This window comes from Mycobacterium sp. IS-3022 (genome assembly GCF_001500065.1).
Lineage (GTDB): Bacteria > Actinomycetota > Actinomycetes > Mycobacteriales > Mycobacteriaceae > Mycobacterium.
On record NZ_LQIN01000013.1, the window covers coordinates 19,924 to 37,424 of the forward strand.

A 17,501-nucleotide genomic window follows, 5' to 3' on the forward strand; every position below is an offset into this window, starting at 1 on the left:
GTCATATGCAAACCCATTAGCCTTGGATCCGCCGAGCAGAGTGAACTGCCCCTTGGCGGCCGTGAAAAGGGGCACTTTGCGCCTGCTCGCGGGGAGAGGTTATCGGCGCTGCTCGGCGCCCACCCGGTCCGCCGCGGCCCGGACGGCCGCTTCGCGGGCGGCGCTGGCCTCGTCCTCGGTCAAAGTGCGATCAGTGGCGCGGAACCGCAGCGCGAATGTGAGCGACTTGCGGCCCTCACCGATCTGCGGGCCGGTGTAGACGTCGAACAACCGCACGTCCTCGAGCAGCGGTCCCGCTCCGGCCCGGACGGCGTCGACCACGCTGGCCGCCGCGACCTCCTCCTCGACGACGAGGCTGATGTCCTGGAACACGGCCGGAAACGGCGACACCGACGGGGCGGGAAGCCGCTCGACGATCGGAACGGCCCCCAGATCCAGTTCGACGGCGCAGGTCCGCTTCGGCAGCCCCGAACGCTCGACGACCGCGGGGTGCAGTTCACCGGCGTGGCCGACGACGACCCCGGTCTCCGGCTCGCCGAGCACCACCTCGGCGCATCGGCCGGGGTGCCACGGCAGGTGCTGCGCCGGACGTAACCGCAGATCGACACCGGAGGCGCGGGCGATGATCTGGACCGCCTCGAAGGCATCGCCGGCCTCCACTTGACGGCCGGGGCCCCACGGTCCCGCGGGCTCACGCTGCCCCGCCAGCACGACCCCGACGTGCTGAGGCTGTCTGGGCAGCGACACGTCGAGCGCCGCGATCTCGTCGTCGCTGGGCCGCCGGTCGGTGGGGATCCGGTCGACGGCGCGGTTCTCCGGCGTGGGCTCGACGACCTGCTGGATCGCGAACAGCGCCACGTCATGGGTACCGCGAGACACGTTGCGGCTCAGGGCTTCCAGCAGGCCGGGTAGAAGCGTGGTGGCCAGCTGCGGCCGGTCGGACTCCAGCGGATTGAGCACGTCGGTCGTCGACCTACGCGGATCGTCGGTCGGCAGGCCCCAGTCGTCGAAAACGCCCGCGGGCAGGAACGGCGTGGGCAGGATCTCCACATAACCGTTGAGTCCCAGCGATTTTCCGATCGCGCGGCGGCGCTTCTGCAGTGGCGTCAGGCCACGTCCGGCGGGCGCGTTCGGCAATACCGACGGGATGACCTCCAGGTCTTCCAGGCGCAGGACCTCTTCGACGAGGTCGGCGGGCTGACGCAAGTCGGGTCGCCAACTCGGTGGAGTGGCGGCCAGTCGTCCGTCTGTGACGGTGACGTGTGCGCCGATCTGGGTGAGCCGCCGCTCGGCGGTGCCCGCGGCGTAGCCGACGCCGGCGGTACGGTCGGGCAGGTCGATCGCCATGCTCACCGGCGGCAGTGACCAGTCTTCCCGCGGCGGCTCGCCGCGCCAGTCGGTCAATGTGGGCTCGATTGTGCCACCGGCGATCTCGGCCAGCAGCGCAGCGCAGCGGTCCAGCGCCGCGACCGAGATCGCCGGGTCGACGGTGCGTTCGTATCGCCGACCGGCCTCGCTGTATAGGTGCAGCCGCCGTTGGGTGCGCGACACCGCGGCCGGGTCCCAGACCGCGGCCTCGAGCAACACATCGGTGGTGTCATCCCGCACCTCGGTGGTGCCTGCACCCATCACGCCGCCGATCGCGGCGGTGGCGACGTCGTCGACGATCAGCACATCGGCCGGGTCGAGACGGCGTTCGACGTCGTCGAGGGTCACCACCGTCTCCCCCGGTTCGGCGAACCGCACCCGGAAACCTCCCGAGACAAGCGCGCGATCGTGGGCGTGCATCGGATGGCCGAGCTCGAGCATCACGTAGTTGGTGACGTCGACCGCGGGCGAAATGGCCCGGATCCCGGACAACAGCAGCCGTCGCTGCAGCCACCACGGCGACACCGCGGCCGGATCGACACCGGTCACGGGCCGCAACCCGAAGCGCAGCACGCCGGTGCCCGGTTCGACGGCGAGCGGCAGCGCCTCGCCCTGCGCGGGCAGGGCCGCCACGTCGGCGGGGTCGACGAAGTCGAGATCGTATGCGGCGGCGATCTCGCGGGCCATGCCGCGCACCGAGAGGCAGTAGCCGCGGTCCGGTGTGATCGCCAGGTGGAACACGACGTCGTCGAGACCGAGCACGTCGGCGGCCGGCGTGCCCGGTTCGGCGGTACCCTGCGGCAGCACCAGGATGCCGGAATGGTCGATGCCCAAATTCATCTCGGCCGTCGAGCAGATCATGCCGTCCGAGGTCCGGCCGTAGGTCTTGCGGCTGGCGATCCTGAAGTCGCCCGGAAGCACCGCGCCGGGCAGCGCCACCACGACCAGATCGCCGACGACGAAATTGGTTGCACCGCAGATGATGTCGCGCAGATCCGCATCGCCGACATCCACCTTGACCGCACGGATCGGCTTCTTGAACTCGGTGAGCTCCTCGATCTCGGCGACCCGGCCGATGGTCAGCGGACCGGTGATCGGCCCGACCGGGATGACCTCCTCGACCTCATGGCCGATGCGGATCAACGTCTGCTCGAGTTCGTCGGGCGCCACGTCCCAATCCGGAGCACCGGCCCGAACGACCTCGCGCAGCCAGCTGTACGGCAGCCGCATCAGGCGCCGACCCCGAACGGCAACGAGAACCGGACGTCACCCTCCACCATGTCCCGCATGTCCGGAATGCCGTTGCGGAACTGAAGTGTGCGCTCCAGGCCCATGCCGAACGCGAAGCCGGAGTACACGTTCGGGTCGATTCCGCAGGCGCGCAACACGTTCGGGTGCACCATGCCGCAGCCGCCCCATTCCACCCAGCCGGGACCGCCCTTCTTGTTCTCGAACCAGATGTCGACCTCGGCCGACGGCTCGGTGAACGGGAAGAAGTGCGGCCGAAACCGGGTGCGGCCCTGCGGGCCGAACTCCGAGCGGGCGAACGCGTCCAACGTGCCGCGCAGGTGCGCCATCGTCAGACCCTTGTCCACCGCCAAGCCCTCGACCTGGTGGAACACCGGCGTGTGGGTGGCGTCGAGTTCGTCGGTCCGGAACGTGCGTCCGATCGAGATGATGTACACCGGCGGCTCGCGCTCGAGCAGCGTGCGGATCTGCACCGGTGAGGTATGCGTGCGCAGCACCTGCCGCGAGCCCTCGGGGGCGATGTGGAAGGTGTCCTGCTCGCTGCGTGCGGGATGGTCGGGCGCGAAGTTCAGCGCATCGAAGTTGAACTGTTCGGTCTCGACCTCCGGACCTTCGGCCAGTTCCCACCCCATCGCGACGAACGTGTCGGCGATGCGCTCGGCCAGGATCGTGATCGGGTGGCGCGCGCCGATCGGTTGGCGCGTCGACGGCAGCGTCACGTCGATGCGCTCGGCCACCAGCACCGCGGCGTCTCGCTCTGCCCGCAGCGTCGCCAACCGTTCGTCGTAGGCGCGCTGCGCCTCCGCGCGGGCGATGTTCACCCGCTTGCCCGCATCTGCCCGGTCGGCCTTGGCCAGCGCTCCGAGCGACTGGCGCGCCGAGGCGATCGGCGATCGGTCACCGAGATGTTCGGTTTTCGCCCGCGCGAGCGCATCCAGATCGGTCGCCAACTCGAACGCATGCCGAGCCGCGCTGACGGCCTTGGTCAGCGCTTCTTCGGACAGGTCTACGGGCTGGTCAGCCACCCGGCGATCATAGCGATGCTTCGAACGCTATTCCGCTGCGGTGTCTTCGGACTCGTCGCCGCCCGCCGGTGACTGACGCCGGGTTCTCAGTCGGTACATGACGAAGTCGGCGGGCACACCGTCCTGCTTGGGTCCGAACACCTGCCTGCGGAGGCGTTTGGCGACCACGCCGAGGGAGTCGAACTCCTCGGCGGGAATGCGCTTGAGGGTGTCCTGTGAGACCACCAGCTCACCTCGGGTGGCGCGTTCCATCACCCGTGCCGCGATGTTGACGTCGACGCCCAGCCAGTCCGATCCGATCCGCTGCGGATGACCGGTGTGCACGCCGACCCGCATCCGCGGCGTGTAGCCGTCGACATCGACGGCCTTCACCGCCTCGCGCGCGGCGATCACGGCGCGCACCGCCGTCGCCGGTTCGGAGAAGACCGCCATCAGCCCGTCGCCCATGCGCTTGACGATGTGTCCACCGGCTTCGAGCAGCGGCGGCTCCACGGCCTGGGATACCCGGCGCAGTAGCCTCAGCGTGGCCTCGTCGCCGGCGTTCAGCGACCACGTCGAGAACCCGACGAGATCGGTGAAGACCAGCGTCGCCTCGCGGTTGGCGGGCTTGCCGGACACGCGCTCGGTGAGGGCCTGCCACACCTGCAACGCGCCGAGGCTCACCTCACGCGACACCGCGTCCCGTTCCAGGATCCGATCGGCGGCCCTGGCGGCCGCGCTGGGACCGCCGACGCCGGAAACCGACAAGGGGTCGCCGAACTCGGGATCACCGGGGAGGGCTCGTCGCGCTCGGCGCAAAAGCGCGATGACAGACGGGCTGTGGTTGGTGTCCTTCAGCCACGCCATCGGCGCCAGCGACCGTCCCGACCGCTGGGCGCGATCCGGTCCTTGTTCGATTTCGCCGATGCCGCCGGATCGTTCATCGAACGACTCGACATCCACAGGGCGAGCCTACGTGCGCTGTGCACCTATGCGCGGGTTCCGAACCGAAGTTGCTGGTTACGAGGCTGTGGCTGGTCGATGGAGGGTCGATAACACTGCGGCGCCACACCCTCCCAGAGCGTAGACAACATACGTTGTCAACATTATCGTGGTGTTCGTCCGGTGAACACCAGGAGCCAGGCAGTGAGGATCCGATGACGGTCGAATCGACATCCAGTGAGGCAGGCGATCCGGGTTCCGATTGCCCCTATCCCCTCGGTCCGGACTCGCTGACGTGGAAGTACTTCGGGGATCTACGCACCGGCCTACTCGGCGTCTGGATCGGCGCGGTCCAGAACATGTATCCACAGTTGGGCGCGGGCGTCGAGGACCACTCGATCCTGCTGCGCGAGCCGCTGCAGCGCGTCGCCCGCTCGGTGTACCCGATCATGGGCGTGGTTTACGACGGCGAGCGCGCCATGACGACCGGAGAGCAGATCAGGAGCTACCACACCACGATCAAGGGCGTCGACTCCGAAGGCCGTCGCTACCACGCGCTCAATCCCGAGACGTTCTATTGGGCGCACGCCACCTTCTTCATGCTGATCATCAAGACCGCCGAATACTTCTGCGGCGGGCTGACCGAAGCCGAGAAGCGCCAACTGTTCGACGAGCACGTGCAGTGGTACCGCATGTACGGCATGAGCATGCGGCCGGTGCCCGACAGCTGGGAGGAGTTCTGCGAGTACTGGGATCGCAAGTGCCGCGAGGAGCTCGAGATCAATCGCGCCACGCTCGACATCTTCTCCATTCGCATCCCCAAACCCTGGTTCGTGTTGATGCCCACCGGCGTGTGGGACCAGATCTTCAAGCCCATGGTCGGCGCGCAGCGCTGGATTGCCGCGGGGTTGTTCGACGAAGCGCTGCGCGAGAAGGCGAACATGCGCTGGACGCCCGGTGACGAGGTCCTGCTGCGCCTCTTCGGGAAGCTGGTCGAGTTCGCGTTCGTCGCGGTACCGGACGAAATCCGGCTGCACCCAAGGGCTTTGACCGCCTACCGGCGCGCAGAGGGTCGGCTCCCCGCGGATGCCCCGCTGGTGGAGGCGCCCGCGTTCATGGCACCGCCGAGTGACCGCCGCGACCTGCCGATGCACTATGTTCCGCCTCGAAGGTCGCTGCTCGACCGGGCCGGCTCTCTGGTGCACACCACCTTCTCTTTGGCGGGCCTGCGTCCGGCCCGCGGACGCCATAAGGCAGCCTGAGGGGCATGCTCGAATGGTCTGATGTCGATCTTGCCGTGCGCGACGCCGTGCGCGAGTTCGTCGACAAGGAAATCCGCCCGCACGTCGACGCGCTGGAAAGCGGCGACATGGAGCCCTACCCCATCGTCCGCAAACTGTTCGCCACATTCGGCATCACCGAGATGGCCCGCGACTCGCTGAACAAGCGGCTGGCCCGATTGCGCGACGGCGGCGAGTCGTCGGACAAACCGTCGAGCGGCGGCATGTTCGGAGACGGAGCCGGCGGCATGGGCTTCGTCGTCGTCAGCGAATTGTGCCGGGTCGCGATGGGCGTGGTCACCGGGATGGGTGTCAGCCTCGGCCTGACGGTGCCGACGATCATGAGCCGCGGCACACTGGCTCAGCAGGAGCGCTGGCTGCCCGATCTGGTCACCTACGACAAGGTGGGCGCATGGGCGATCACCGAACCCGACTCGGGCTCCGACGCGTTCGGCGGGATGAAGTCCTACGTCGTGCGCGACGGTGAGGACTACATCCTCAACGGCCAGAAGACGTTCATCACCAACGGGCCCGACGCCGACGTCGTGGTGGTGTACGCCAAGCTCGACGAACCCGGTGTCGAGAAGCGCGATCGCAAAGTGCTGACCTTCGTGCTGGACCGCGGCATGGAGGGCTTCGTGCAGTCGAAGCCGTTCCGCAAGATGGGGATTCACAGTTCGCGCACCGGGGAGTTGTTCTTCAACAATGTCCGGCTGGGTCGTGATCGACTGCTCGGCGAGACCGAGGACGCAGCCGGCGACGGACGCGCCAGCGCACGGTCGAACTTCTCCGCCGAGCGCATCGGGGTCGCGGCGATGTCGCTGGGCGTCATCGAGGAGTGCCTGCGCTTGTCGGTCGACTATGCGAAGAGCCGAACGCTGTGGGGCCAGGAGATCGCCCAGTTCCAGTTGATCCAGCTCAAGCTGGCCAACATGGAAGTTGCTCGAATGAACGTGCGCAACATCCTGTTCCGGGTCATCGAGGCGGCACAGACCGGCACCGCGATCTCGCTGGCGGAGGCATCGGCGATCAAGTGGTACTGCTCGCAGGCCGCCACGGACGTCGCGATGGAGGCCGTGCAGTTGTTCGGCGGCAACGGTTACATGACCGAGTACCGCGTCGAGCAGCTGGCGCGCGACGCCAAGTCACTGATGATCTACGCCGGCAGCAACGAGGTGCAGATCACCCACGTGGCACGGGGATTGCTGAGTTAGGACCGAGCCCGCGCGCTCTGGTAGAGGCAGATCGCCGCGGCCGAGGCCACGTTGAGGCTCTCGGCGCGGCCCGGCATCGGGATGTGCACCCGGTGATCGGCCATGGTGGCCAATTCGATTGACAGGCCGTGCGCTTCGGGCCCGAACAACCACGCCGTCGACGCGGTGAGGTCCACGTCTTCCAACGACACCTCGCCGTCGACGGTGGTGGCCAGCACCTGCAGACCGGCCTCGCCCAACGCGGCGACGACCCCGCCGGCATCGGCGGCCTCACCCCCGTCGACCACCGGGATCGAGAAGATGCTGCCCGCCGACGCTCTCAGGCACTTGCCGTTGTACGGGTCGACACTGTGGCCGGCGAGCACGACGGCGTCGGCGCCCATCGCGTCGGCGATGCGGATCAGCGTGCCGGCGTTGCCCGGTTCGGAAATGTCCACCGCGACCGCCACCAGTCGCGGAGAACCGGCCAGCACGTCACGCAGCGATGTCTCCGGTGTCGAGCACACCGCGATCAGACCGACTGGAGTCACGGTTTCCGACAACGCTTTTGCCGCCCTTTCGGTGACCAGGTGCACGCGGGCGTCGGCCAGCATGGGACCGAACCGGTCAAGCGCGGCTTCGGTGGCGAACACCTCCGATACGAGTCCGCGCCGCAGCGCTGCCTCGACGAGGTTGGGCCCCTCGGCGAGGAAGCGTGCGGCGCGGCGTCGCCCGACGTGACGGTGCAGCTTGACCGCTGCGGCCACTCGGGCGGAGCGTTCGGTGAGCGTCAGGCAGCCTCGCCGGATTTAGAGGATGTTGACGGCGCGTTCACATCACTGGGCAGCGCACCCTTGGCGACCTCCACCAACGCGGTGAACGCGCCCGGATCACTGACGGCGATCTCGGCGAGGTTCTTGCGGTCCACCTCGACCCCGGCGGCCTTCAGGCCCTGGATCAGCCGGTTGTAGGTGATGTCGTTGGCCCGGGCCGCGGCGTTGATGCGAGAGATCCACAGTTTGCGGAACTCACCCTTGCGGGCGCGGCGGTCGCGGTAGGCGTAGTTGAGCGAATGCAGCTGCTGCTCTTTGGCCTTGCGGTAGAGCCGCGACCGCTGGCCCCGATAGCCCTTGGATGCCTTGAGTATGGTCCGCCGCTTCTTCTGGGCGTTGACTGCGCGCTTGACGCGTGCCATGGGAGTGTTCCTTCGTTCAGGTCGTACGAGATGAGTCGGTCAGCCGTTGAGCATCTTCTTGACGCGGGCGGTGTCGTTGGCCGACACGCCGGTGCGGCCTTCGAGACGCCGGGTCCTGGTGCTCGGCTTGTGCTCGAGCAAGTGGCGACGGTTGGCCTTCTGGCGCACGATCTTGCCGGTCCCGGTGCGCCGGAACCGCTTGGAAGCGCCGCTGTGGGTCTTCGCCTTGGGCATATGTCCTCTGCTCTGTCGTTCTAACTGGTTCTGTCGGGTGCTGGGGCCGGCTCTGCGGAGCCTTCGGCCTGCTGGGCCGCCTTGGCGCGAGTCTTCGCGCCGCGGTGCGGTGCCAGCACCATCGTCATGTTGCGGCCGTCCTGCTTGGCGGACGTCTCGACGAAGCCGTAGTCGGCGACGTCGGCGCCCAGTCGCTGCAGGAGGCGGAAGCCCAACTCGGGCCGCGACTGCTCGCGCCCGCGGAACATGATCGTCACCTTGACCTTCGACCCCGCCTCGAGGAAGCGGATCACGTGACCCTTTTTGGTCTCGTAGTCGTGCGGGTCGATCTTGGGACGGAGCTTCTGTTCCTTGACGACGGTCTGCTGCTGGTTCTTGCGAGACTCGCGTGCCTTCTGAGCCGTCTCGTATTTGAACTTTCCGTAGTCCATGATCTTGCAGACCGGCGGTTTCGCATCCGGTGCTACTTCGACGAGATCGAGATCGGCATCCGCGGCGACGCGGAGTGCATCTTCGATGCGCACGATGCCTACCTGCTCACCGCCCGGTCCGATCAGGCGGACTTCAGGTACGCGGATGCGCTCGTTGACGCGGGTCTCAGTGCTGATGGGGCCTCCTACTGTTGTCCTCTAGGAGTCCACTTCCGTCAGCACTCTGCTCAACCGAACAGAAAAGCCCTGCTCACAGCAGGGCCCGCAGCCGACCAGGACAGGCATAAATGCCTGTGACCGGACCGCTGAGCCTTCGGAAGGTTCCTGTGGCCAGCGGTGGGAGAGGGACTCCACTTGCTGTCCCTGACGTTTGCCGGGACGGTCGCGCATGCCAGTCTAACAGGCGTGACCGATGACTCGAACCCACGCGACCTGGACGGCTCGGCCGTGCGCGACCTGGCCGACATCCCCGCCGTCGAGGTGATCACCCGGTCAGCGGTCATGCTGATGAGCGCCGCCGCGGAGAAGCTGGGCTTGTCGGCCGAGAACCCCGACGACAGTCCGCACCGCGATCTCGACGAGGCGCGCCGGCTGATCACCGCGCTGGCCGGGTTGGTCACCGCGTCCGCCGAGTATCTCGGACCGCACGCCGGACCGGTCCGCGACGGGCTGAAGACGCTGCAGTTGGCGTTCCGCGAAGCCAGCGCTTCGCCGGACGAGCCCGGGCAGGGTCCCGGCGAGAAATACACCGGTCCCGTCTGGTCGTGAGTCACCGCCCATTTCACGTCACAACCGAATAATGTCGCGGCGTATGACCGTCGCCACCCTGCCCAGCACCCGGCGCAGGTCCCGGTATTGGTGGGTGCCCGCAGCGGCCGGTTGGACCGTCGGCGTCATCGCCACGCTGTCGTTGTTGGCGAGCGTCTCGCCGTTCGTGCGATCGGTCATCAGAGTGCCGCGCGAGTTCGTCAACGACTACATCTTCAACTTTCCCGACACGAGCTTCGCGTGGGCGTTCGTGCTGGCGCTGCTGGCCGCCGCCCTGGCGGCGCGCAAGAGCATCGCGTGGTGGATCCTGCTCGGCTACATGGTGGCCGCGATCGGCTGGAACATCGCGGATCTGATGACCGGCGACGAATCGGTCGTGCAGGAGAGCGGGGAGGTGATCGGGCTGATCTTCCACGTCGCCGCGATCCTTTTCCTGCTCTTGGCGCGGCGCGAATTCTGGGCGAAAGTGCGCCGCGGCGCGCTGCTCAAGGCGGCGGGCGTGCTGGTCGCGGGTCTGGCGATCGGCACGGCGATCGGGTGGGGACTGCTCGAATTGTTCCCCGGCTCGCTGGCCAGCGATGACCGATTCTGGTACGCGCTGAACCGGGTCGGCGCGTTCGCGGGCGCGGACTCGTCCAACTTCTCCGGACATCCGCATGTACTCGTCAACGCGCTGCTCGGGCTGTTCGGCGCGGTGGCCCTGATGGTCGCGGCGGTCGTGCTGTTTCAGTCCCAGCGGGCCGATAATGCCCTCACCGGCGAGGACGAATCAGCGCTGCGCGGGCTGCTGGAGTTGTTCGGTAAGAACGACTCGCTCGGCTATTTCGCGACGCGCCGCGACAAGGCGGTGGTATTCGCCCCGACCGCGCGGGCCGCCATCACCTACCGCGTCGAGGTCGGTGTCTGCCTGGCCAGCGGGGACCCCATCGGCGACCCGAAAGCATGGCCCGCGGCAATCGGTGCGTGGTTGGCGCTGTGTCAGACCTACGGCTGGGCGCCTGGTGTGATGGGCGCCAGCTCGGCCGGCGCGGAGGCGTTTCACGCGGCGGGCCTCAACGCGTTGCAACTCGGCGACGAAGCCATCCTCCATCCCGACACATTCCGGCTCTCCGGACCGGACATGCGCGCCGTCCGGCAGGCGGTGACACGGGCCCGTCGCGCGGGCGTCAGCGTGCGCATCCGCAGGCATCGCGATCTGGGCTCCGAGGAGATGGCCGAGGTCATCACCCGGGCGGACGCCTGGCGCGACACCGACGACGAGCGCGGTTTCTCGATGGCACTGGGCAGGCTCGGCGACCCCGCTGACGGCGACTGCCTGCTGGTGGAGGCCGTGCAGCATGATGACGTTGTCGCGATGCTCTCGCTGGTGCCATGGGGCGCCACCGGCGCCTCGCTGGATTTGATGCGCCGTTCACCCCAATCCCCCAACGGCACCATCGAGCTGATGGTCAGCGAACTGTGTATGCAGGCCGAAGGCATCGGCGTCACGAGGATTTCGCTGAACTTCGCGATGTTCCGCTCGGCTTTCGAGCAGGGCGCGCAGCTGGGCGCCGGCCCGGTCGCGCGGCTGTGGCGCGGCCTTCTGGTGTTCTTCTCGCGGTGGTGGCAACTCGAGACGCTGTACCGGTCGAACATGAAATACCAACCGGAATGGGTGCCGCGCTACGCCTGTTACGAAGACGCCCGGCTGGTGCCGCGGGTCGGGGTGGCATCGGTGATCGCCGAGGGTTTTCTCGTGCTGCCGTTCTCGCGGCGCCATGAACAGCCGCACACCGGGCACCACACCGCGGTACCTCGGGAGCTGATAACGACGGGACTGCTGCACCACGACGGCACGGCCCCGGACGTCAGCGGCCTGGCGGCGGACCTACCCGACGGCGACGAGCCGCGGCTGCCCGAACAGGTCCGGGTGCGGATGGCCAAGCTCAAAGCGTTGCAGGACAACGGAATCGATGCCTACCCCGTCGGCAGGGAGCCGTCGCACACGATCGCGGCCGCCTTGGAAACGGACGACAGCCTTCCGGTGACAGTCGCCGGCCGAGTGCTGCGAAGTCGCGACTACGGGGGCGTGCTGTTCGCCCAGCTGCGCGACTGGTCCGGCGAAGTCCAACTGCTCCTGGACAATTCGCTGCTCGAGTCGGGATCCACCGCCGACTTCACCCACGCCATCGACCTGGGCGACCTGATCGAGGTCTCCGGCACGATGGGCTACAGCAAGAAGGGCACCCGCTCGCTGCTGGTGCACGGCTGGCGGCTGATCGGCAAGTGCCTGCGTCCATTGCCCGACAAGTGGAAAGGGTTGACCGATCAGGAGGCCCGGGTCCGCGCGCGCTACGTCGACCTGGCGATCAACACCGATGCCCGCGACCTGATCCGCGCGCGAAGCGGTGTGCTGCACGCGATCCGGGAGACGTTGGTCGGCAAGGGATTCCTGGAGGTCGAGACACCGATCCTGCAGCAGATCCACGGAGGCGCGAACGCCCGCCCGTTCTTGACCCACATCAACGCCTACGACCTCGACCTCTACTTGCGCATCGCCCCCGAGCTCTACCTCAAGCGGCTGTGCGTCGGCGGGGTGGAGCGGGTCTTCGAGCTGGGCCGCGCATTCCGCAACGAGGGCGTGGACTTCAGCCACAACCCCGAATTCACGCTACTGGAGGCGTATCAGGCCCACGCGGACTACAACGTGTGGGTCGACGGTTGCCGCGAGTTGATCCAGAACGCGGCCGAGGCCGCCAACGGCTCGCAGGTGTTCTACCGACCGCGGGACGCCGGCGCGCTCGAACCCGTCGACATCTCGGGGCAGTGGAAGGTCAAGACGGTGCACGGCGCGGTGTCGGACGCGCTCGGCGAGCAGATCTGCCCCGACACCGACCTGGCGACGCTGCGCAAGCTGTGCGACGCCGCCGGAATCCCCTACCTGACGCACTGGGACGCCGGCGCGGTGGTGCTGGAACTCTACGAGCGACTCGTCGAGGACCGCACCGAAGAGCCCACCTTCTACAAGGACTTCCCGACGTCGGTCTCTCCGCTGACCCGGCCGCACCGCAGCGTTCCCGGTGTCGCCGAACGTTGGGACCTGGTCGCCTGGGGCGTCGAACTCGGCACCGCCTACAGCGAGCTCACCGATCCGGTCGAGCAGCGCAGACGGTTGCAGGAGCAGTCGCTGCTGGCCGCGGGCGGCGATCCCGAGGCGATGGAACTCGACGAGGATTTCCTGCACGCGATGGAGTACGCGATGCCACCGACGGGTGGACTCGGCATGGGCGTGGACCGCGTCGTCATGCTGATCACCGGCCGCAGCATCCGAGAGACGCTCCCGTTCCCGTTGGCCAAGCCGCGCTGATGCGGCCGAAATCGACTGCTACGCCGGGCAGTACGACTGGGTCGCAGCCCCGACGAAGAACCCGCTCTGCTCGACGGTCCAATTGGCGGGTTCGCTGATCTCCACGGCCACCTGTTCTGGGGCCTGGCCGGCGGCCACGTAATCGCACACCGCGTGAGCGAGCACGATGGCGTCCTCCGGCGTCGAGAACGGGATGCCCTCGGCTTCGATCACGGAAATGAACACGTCGTCGGTTTCGTCGGCGAGGACCGGTGCGGCGGTGGCAAGCGCCAGGCCGACCGCGACGACCGCTGAAAAGAACGTGGCACCGCGCATGTTGGGCTCCTCTCGCCCGGTTTGCCAACGGCGATACGCTACGCGGCCCGGCAGTGTTCGGCGACGTTTTCACCGAAAACTGTCGCAACTGACATTATTTGCCCGGACGCGCGTGCTGGGCAGCAACGGGTACCGTGAGCGACATGCCGGACGAACCGCCTCCCGACCCGGAACCCGCGGTCGACGCCGAGATCGTCGAGCCCAAACCCGGGGCCACCACGCCCGTCGAACCGGTCGACAGCGGATACACCCCGGGCGGTGTCCCGACGTTCGAATCCGTGCGAGAGAAGATCGAAACCCGGTACGGCACCGCGATCGGCGCATCCGAACTCGCCGAGGAGACACCGGAGGGCCGCAGCGTCGCCGAACAGTACGACGAGCGACAGCGAGCGGCCGCCGAGCGTCTCGATCGAATCCGCGAACAGATGAACAAGGACTCCGACGACTCTCAGTAATCCGATTCCGCGGCCAAAATCTCGGCCAGGAACGCGTCGGCGCCTGGTTGACGCAGCCGGTGCCGCCGGCAATGACTCCCGTACCCGAGCGCGCGTGTCCGCCCCGGCCGCGAGCGCGTAATCGTCACGCCGACTTCTCACCGGTTCCGCGTCCAACGCGACGTCGCTGTCATCAGCGACGTTTCGATACCTCTCGATGAGCGCACTGATTCGCGAATCACCTTCCTGCGCATCAGGATTCAACGCTGCCGATGCCGGGCGAGCAGATGGCTGAGCTCCGAATCGAAGGTGTCGTCGCCGAAGTAGTCGTGCGCGGCGGCGGTCAGCACCGCGACTTCGGCATCCAGGATGGCGCTGTCGAGCACCGGGATCGCGACTCGATTCATCGATCTTCCGTTGCCTTTTGGTGAGCGAATGTGAATGCTTGGCCATTAGGCAGCCTCACCTTGTGGTGCGGCGGTCCCCGTCTGATCCACTGGGTGGCGCGGGGTTGACGTTTCATCGCCTGCAGCGTCGCCCGCTGGCGCGGGATCGGTCTCATGCGTAGCTCCACGTCCTGCCACCGGGCCACTCCCGGCGGGACTTTGTTCACCCGCGTGCACGGGTTCGCCGAGTCGGGCGAGGTTGGTTGCGGCGTTGATATCGCGGTCGATCTTCATACCGCATCCGTCGCAGTGGAAGATGCGATCGACGAGGGTGAGGTTTGGCTTTCGCCTCCCGCACGCAGAACATGTCTTCGTCGACGGATAGAAGCGGTCTGCGGGTACCAGATGACCACCGTACCAACGTGTTTTGTAGTCGAGCATTCGACGGATCTCAGCAAGTGCGGCATCGGCGAGTGCTCTATTGAGTCCTCGTTTGCAGGCGCCGCCAGCTGCGCGCATGCCAGCGACGTTAAGTGTCTCGACAACGACGACCTGGTGCTGTTGGGCCAGCGCTGTCGTGGCCTTGTGCAGCACATCACGGCGTACCGCCGCGGCGCGGTTGTGCGCCTTGCCGATCCGGGCCTGAGTGACGCGCCAACGATGTGACGGTGCGCGTTTGGTCCGGGTCGCCGGATCGTAGGCTCCATGCTGGCGCGCAGCGCGCCGCTGCAACATCGACAGCCGATGTTGCGCGTCGGTCAACGACTTCGGGGCCGGGATCCGATCGATCTCTACACCGCCGGGTGTGGCGACCACCAACAGGCTGTCGGCTTTCACCCCGACGTCAACGCCGACCACCGGGTGCGGCGAGACCCGGGCGTGGGCGGGCCGAGACTTGGCCGCGACCACGCTCTGAAACGAGCAGTGCCAGCGGCCGGCGCTGTCTTGAGCCGCGGTCGCCGATAGTATCCGCGCCGTGCCGGCTTCGAGGCGTCGGGCGAGCTTTCGCATGGATTCATGGGTGCGGATGGCGCCGACCCGTGGCAGGGTCACGTGGTGACGATCAGGCTCGACGCGGATGGTGCCGGTGGTAAACCGCACCGACCGTGACGTCCGGGCAGACTTGAAACGGGGAAATCCCACCGGTGCACCGGCGCGCTGACCACGCCGCGACTTCGACCAGGCGTCCAGCCCGCGAGCCAATCCGTCCAGACCGGTGTTGTAGGCCTCTTTGGAATTCTCTGCCCACCACGGCGCGCACACCGTTTTGTGCTGATTCCACACCTTGCGTAAGGCCGGCAACGACCACCCCACCACCGGGGTCAGCTGCGCCTCGTCTATACCATAACTGCGTTCCGCGGCGCGCTGGTCCATGACTGCTTTCACCACGGCGAGCATGTGATTGTGGGCGAACCGGGCCGCACCAGCATGCGACGCCAACGCCCGCGCCTGGGCCGGTGTCGGGTCCAGCGCGTACCGGTAGGCCTGCACCACCCAACCGTCGGGGACCTCGAACCTAGCCATCGCCGGCCACTCGCTTGGCCGCGGTCATCGCCCGGTTGCACGCGCCACGGCGACCGTAGAGGCGGGCACACATCGATGTGACGACTTCCATCATGTCGGGCACCAGATCATCGGTTCTCTCACCCGGGCAGCTACCACGATCCGGCGGCCCTGCGCCGCCAACGCTGCCTCAAGCTGGCCAACCGCGAAGCGGGCCTGCAAATCCCAATGCTCCACGATCACCACAGTCGCAGACGGGTCCGACAAGACGTGGAGCAGCTTGGACGCTTGCGGTAGGTGTCCGAGCCGACCTCGCACCACCTCGCCCACTCGTACTGATTCGACGTCGCCGCGCGCATACACCACCCGCCAGCGGGCTTCTCCGAAGCAACATCAGCCCAAATCGTCCCCGACTCGCAACGGTCGAGCCGGCACCGGCATCCTGCCCTCTCGAAACCGCCGATACGCCGCTTAAGAGTCCACACCGTCCCCAGCGCCCAGTCAGCGAGCATCACAACGGGAGACAAAGAGACATTCCCCGTCATGGGGCAAGTCAAGGCCGGTCGGGTGGCTACCGATCCCAAACTTTGTCGGCGGCCGAAGGTACGGTTCGCAGGCGATGCGCAGATTCACTGTCGAGGAACGACGTGCCCGGCTCGCCCGTCGGCACTTCCTGTGCGAGCCGGCGGATTCGGTTCGCGACGTCGCGGGCAGCGTCGTGGGGCTGCACACGACCGATCCGGCGACGCCCTACCTGTCGCTGTGGGCGCGAGTGCCGGGCTTCACCGTGGCCGACCTCGACGTGCTGCTCTACGAGCGCCGCACGCTGGTCAAACACCTCGCGATGCGCAGGACGCTGTGGACGGTGCGCTCCGAAGACCTGCCGCTGATCCAGGCGGCGGCCAGCGACCGGGTCGCCGACAACGAGCGCCGTCGCCTCATCTCCGACGCGCAGAAGGCCGGTGTCTGTACAGACGGCGACGCGTGGCTCGACGCGGCGGGTGCGGCGGTGCTGCGCCACCTCGCCGACAACGGGCCGACCAGCGCGAAAGACCTGCGGTCCGCGCTGCCCGAGTTGGCGGGTGCGTGGGACCCGGCTCCGGGCAAGCGCTGGGGCGGCGAGACGCCGCTGGCGCCGCGGATCCTCACCGCGTTGTCGGTGCGCGGTGACATTCTGCGCGGTCCGAATGAGGGGAAGTGGACGACGTCGCGACCGCTCTGGGTGTCCGCCTCGGACTGGCTGGCACCGGCCGATGCGGTCGATCCGGAAACGGCGCGCGCGGTGCTGGTGCGACGGTGGTTGGCCGCCTTCGGTCCGGCGACTCTGACCGACGTCAAGTGGTGGTTCGGCAACACGTTGACGTGGGCGCGGCAGGCGTTGCGCGACATCGGCGCCGTGGAAGTGGATCTCGACGGCGCACCTGGCTTCGCACTGCCCGACGACCTCGACGTCGAACCCGAGCCAGAGCCGTGGTGCGCATTGTTGCCCAGCCTCGACGTCACCACGATGGGCTGGTTCGACCGGGACTGGTACCTGGGGCCGCACCGCAGCCAGGTGTTCGACAGGAACGGCAACGGCGGTCCGACCGCCTGGTGCGACGGCAGGATCGTCGGGGCCTGGGGGCAGGACGACGACGGCCGCGTCGAGGTGCGGCTGCTCGAAGACGTCGGCCGTTCGGCGCACCAGGCGTTGCAGCGCCGCGCCGACGAGTTGACCGAGTGGCTGGACGGCGTGCGGATCAGCCCGCGGTTCCCCTCACCCCTGTCGAAATCCCCAGCTGCGCGTGGGCCCAGCCGGTGAGATTGCGGAATCGCGAAAAACCGCGATCTGTGGGCAGTCTCGGCGCGACGATT

The 17,501-nt window shown here is 67.6% G+C and carries 16 protein-coding genes and 1 pseudogene; 6 read left to right on the top strand and 11 right to left on the bottom strand.

Annotated features, from left to right (window positions below):
- Positions 1 to 99: 99 nt before the first annotated feature.
- Genes pheT through AU188_RS11680 form a run of 3 tightly spaced genes read right to left on the bottom strand, consistent with a single transcriptional unit; the run spans position 100 to position 4,583 of the window.
- Complete coding sequence (pheT, locus tag AU188_RS11670; RefSeq protein ID WP_059163881.1) at positions 100 to 2,598, bottom strand: phenylalanine--tRNA ligase subunit beta; 2,499 nt, start codon at positions 2,596 to 2,598, stop codon at positions 100 to 102.
- The gene (gene pheS / locus AU188_RS11675; RefSeq protein WP_059163882.1) at positions 2,598 to 3,641 is read right to left on the bottom strand and encodes a phenylalanine--tRNA ligase subunit alpha; all 1,044 of its coding nucleotides are present in this window, start codon (positions 3,639 to 3,641) and stop codon (positions 2,598 to 2,600) included. Before pheS ends, pheT begins: the two co-directional genes overlap by 1 nt.
- A gap of 27 nt (positions 3,642 to 3,668) precedes the next feature.
- Complete coding sequence (locus AU188_RS11680; RefSeq protein ID WP_059163883.1) at positions 3,669 to 4,583, bottom strand: adenylate/guanylate cyclase domain-containing protein; 915 nt, start codon at positions 4,581 to 4,583, stop codon at positions 3,669 to 3,671.
- Positions 4,584 to 4,777: 194 nt separating this feature from the next.
- Here AU188_RS11680 and AU188_RS11685 point away from each other — a divergent pair, with 194 nt between their 5' ends.
- Complete coding sequence (locus tag AU188_RS11685) at positions 4,778 to 5,824, top strand: oxygenase MpaB family protein (protein ID WP_059163884.1); 1,047 nt, start codon at positions 4,778 to 4,780, stop codon at positions 5,822 to 5,824.
- A gap of 5 nt (positions 5,825 to 5,829) precedes the next feature.
- Entirely contained in the window at positions 5,830 to 7,056 is a 1,227-nt protein-coding gene (locus AU188_RS11690) for an acyl-CoA dehydrogenase family protein (RefSeq protein WP_059163885.1), read from the top strand.
- Here AU188_RS11690 and AU188_RS11695 read toward each other — a convergent pair.
- Genes AU188_RS11695 through infC form a run of 4 tightly spaced genes read right to left on the bottom strand, consistent with a single transcriptional unit; the run spans position 7,053 to position 9,072 of the window.
- Positions 7,053 to 7,829 (bottom strand): TrmH family RNA methyltransferase, encoded by a 777-nt coding sequence (locus tag AU188_RS11695; protein ID WP_172799474.1) that lies wholly within the window; start codon positions 7,827 to 7,829, stop codon positions 7,053 to 7,055. The genes AU188_RS11690 and AU188_RS11695 overlap by 4 nt on opposite strands.
- The gene (rplT, locus tag AU188_RS11700; protein ID WP_059163887.1) at positions 7,826 to 8,230 is read right to left on the bottom strand and encodes a 50S ribosomal protein L20; all 405 of its coding nucleotides are present in this window, start codon (positions 8,228 to 8,230) and stop codon (positions 7,826 to 7,828) included. The genes AU188_RS11695 and rplT overlap by 4 nt, the downstream gene beginning before the upstream one ends.
- A gap of 39 nt (positions 8,231 to 8,269) precedes the next feature.
- Positions 8,270 to 8,464 (bottom strand): 50S ribosomal protein L35, encoded by a 195-nt coding sequence (rpmI, locus tag AU188_RS11705; protein WP_059099354.1) that lies wholly within the window; start codon positions 8,462 to 8,464, stop codon positions 8,270 to 8,272.
- A 20-nt stretch (positions 8,465 to 8,484) separates the two neighbouring features.
- A complete protein-coding gene (gene infC / locus AU188_RS11710) occupies positions 8,485 to 9,072 on the bottom strand; it encodes a translation initiation factor IF-3 (RefSeq protein WP_082683722.1) in 588 nt (195 codons plus the stop codon).
- 228 nt (positions 9,073 to 9,300) lie between these two features.
- Between infC and AU188_RS11715 the strand changes: the two genes are divergently transcribed.
- On the top strand, positions 9,301 to 9,663 hold the full coding sequence (locus tag AU188_RS11715; RefSeq protein WP_059163888.1) for a DUF1844 domain-containing protein: 363 nt from the start codon (positions 9,301 to 9,303) through the stop codon (positions 9,661 to 9,663).
- 43 nt (positions 9,664 to 9,706) lie between these two features.
- The gene (gene lysX / locus AU188_RS11720; protein WP_059163889.1) at positions 9,707 to 13,009 is read left to right on the top strand and encodes a bifunctional lysylphosphatidylglycerol synthetase/lysine--tRNA ligase LysX; all 3,303 of its coding nucleotides are present in this window, start codon (positions 9,707 to 9,709) and stop codon (positions 13,007 to 13,009) included.
- Between the two features lie 18 nt (positions 13,010 to 13,027).
- Here lysX and AU188_RS11725 read toward each other — a convergent pair whose 3' ends face one another.
- Positions 13,028 to 13,324 (bottom strand): DUF732 domain-containing protein, encoded by a 297-nt coding sequence (locus AU188_RS11725; RefSeq protein WP_059163890.1) that lies wholly within the window; start codon positions 13,322 to 13,324, stop codon positions 13,028 to 13,030.
- A 143-nt stretch (positions 13,325 to 13,467) separates the two neighbouring features.
- On the opposite strand from AU188_RS11725, the gene AU188_RS11730 reads away from it, so the two are divergent.
- A complete protein-coding gene (locus tag AU188_RS11730; RefSeq protein WP_059163891.1) occupies positions 13,468 to 13,779 on the top strand; it encodes a PspA/IM30 family protein in 312 nt (103 codons plus the stop codon).
- A gap of 239 nt (positions 13,780 to 14,018) precedes the next feature.
- On the opposite strand, the gene AU188_RS25290 is transcribed toward AU188_RS11730, so the two are convergent.
- From AU188_RS25290 to AU188_RS25760, 3 genes and pseudogenes are all read right to left on the bottom strand, one after another.
- Positions 14,019 to 14,165 carry a hypothetical protein gene (locus tag AU188_RS25290; RefSeq protein WP_156426651.1) on the bottom strand — a complete coding sequence of 49 codons (147 nt, stop codon included), beginning with the start codon at positions 14,163 to 14,165 and terminating at the stop codon, positions 14,019 to 14,021.
- A gap of 45 nt (positions 14,166 to 14,210) precedes the next feature.
- On the bottom strand, positions 14,211 to 15,635 hold the full coding sequence (gene tnpB / locus AU188_RS11735) for an IS607 family element RNA-guided endonuclease TnpB (protein WP_286137414.1): 1,425 nt from the start codon (positions 15,633 to 15,635) through the stop codon (positions 14,211 to 14,213).
- A gap of 25 nt (positions 15,636 to 15,660) precedes the next feature.
- Positions 15,661 to 15,967, bottom strand: a pseudogene (locus AU188_RS25760) (IS607 family transposase); the annotation flags it as partial.
- Positions 15,968 to 16,266: 299 nt separating this feature from the next.
- On the opposite strand from AU188_RS25760, the gene AU188_RS11745 reads away from it, so the two are divergent.
- Complete coding sequence (locus tag AU188_RS11745) at positions 16,267 to 17,448, top strand: winged helix DNA-binding domain-containing protein (protein WP_059163893.1); 1,182 nt, start codon at positions 16,267 to 16,269, stop codon at positions 17,446 to 17,448.
- Positions 17,449 to 17,501 lie beyond the last annotated feature (53 nt).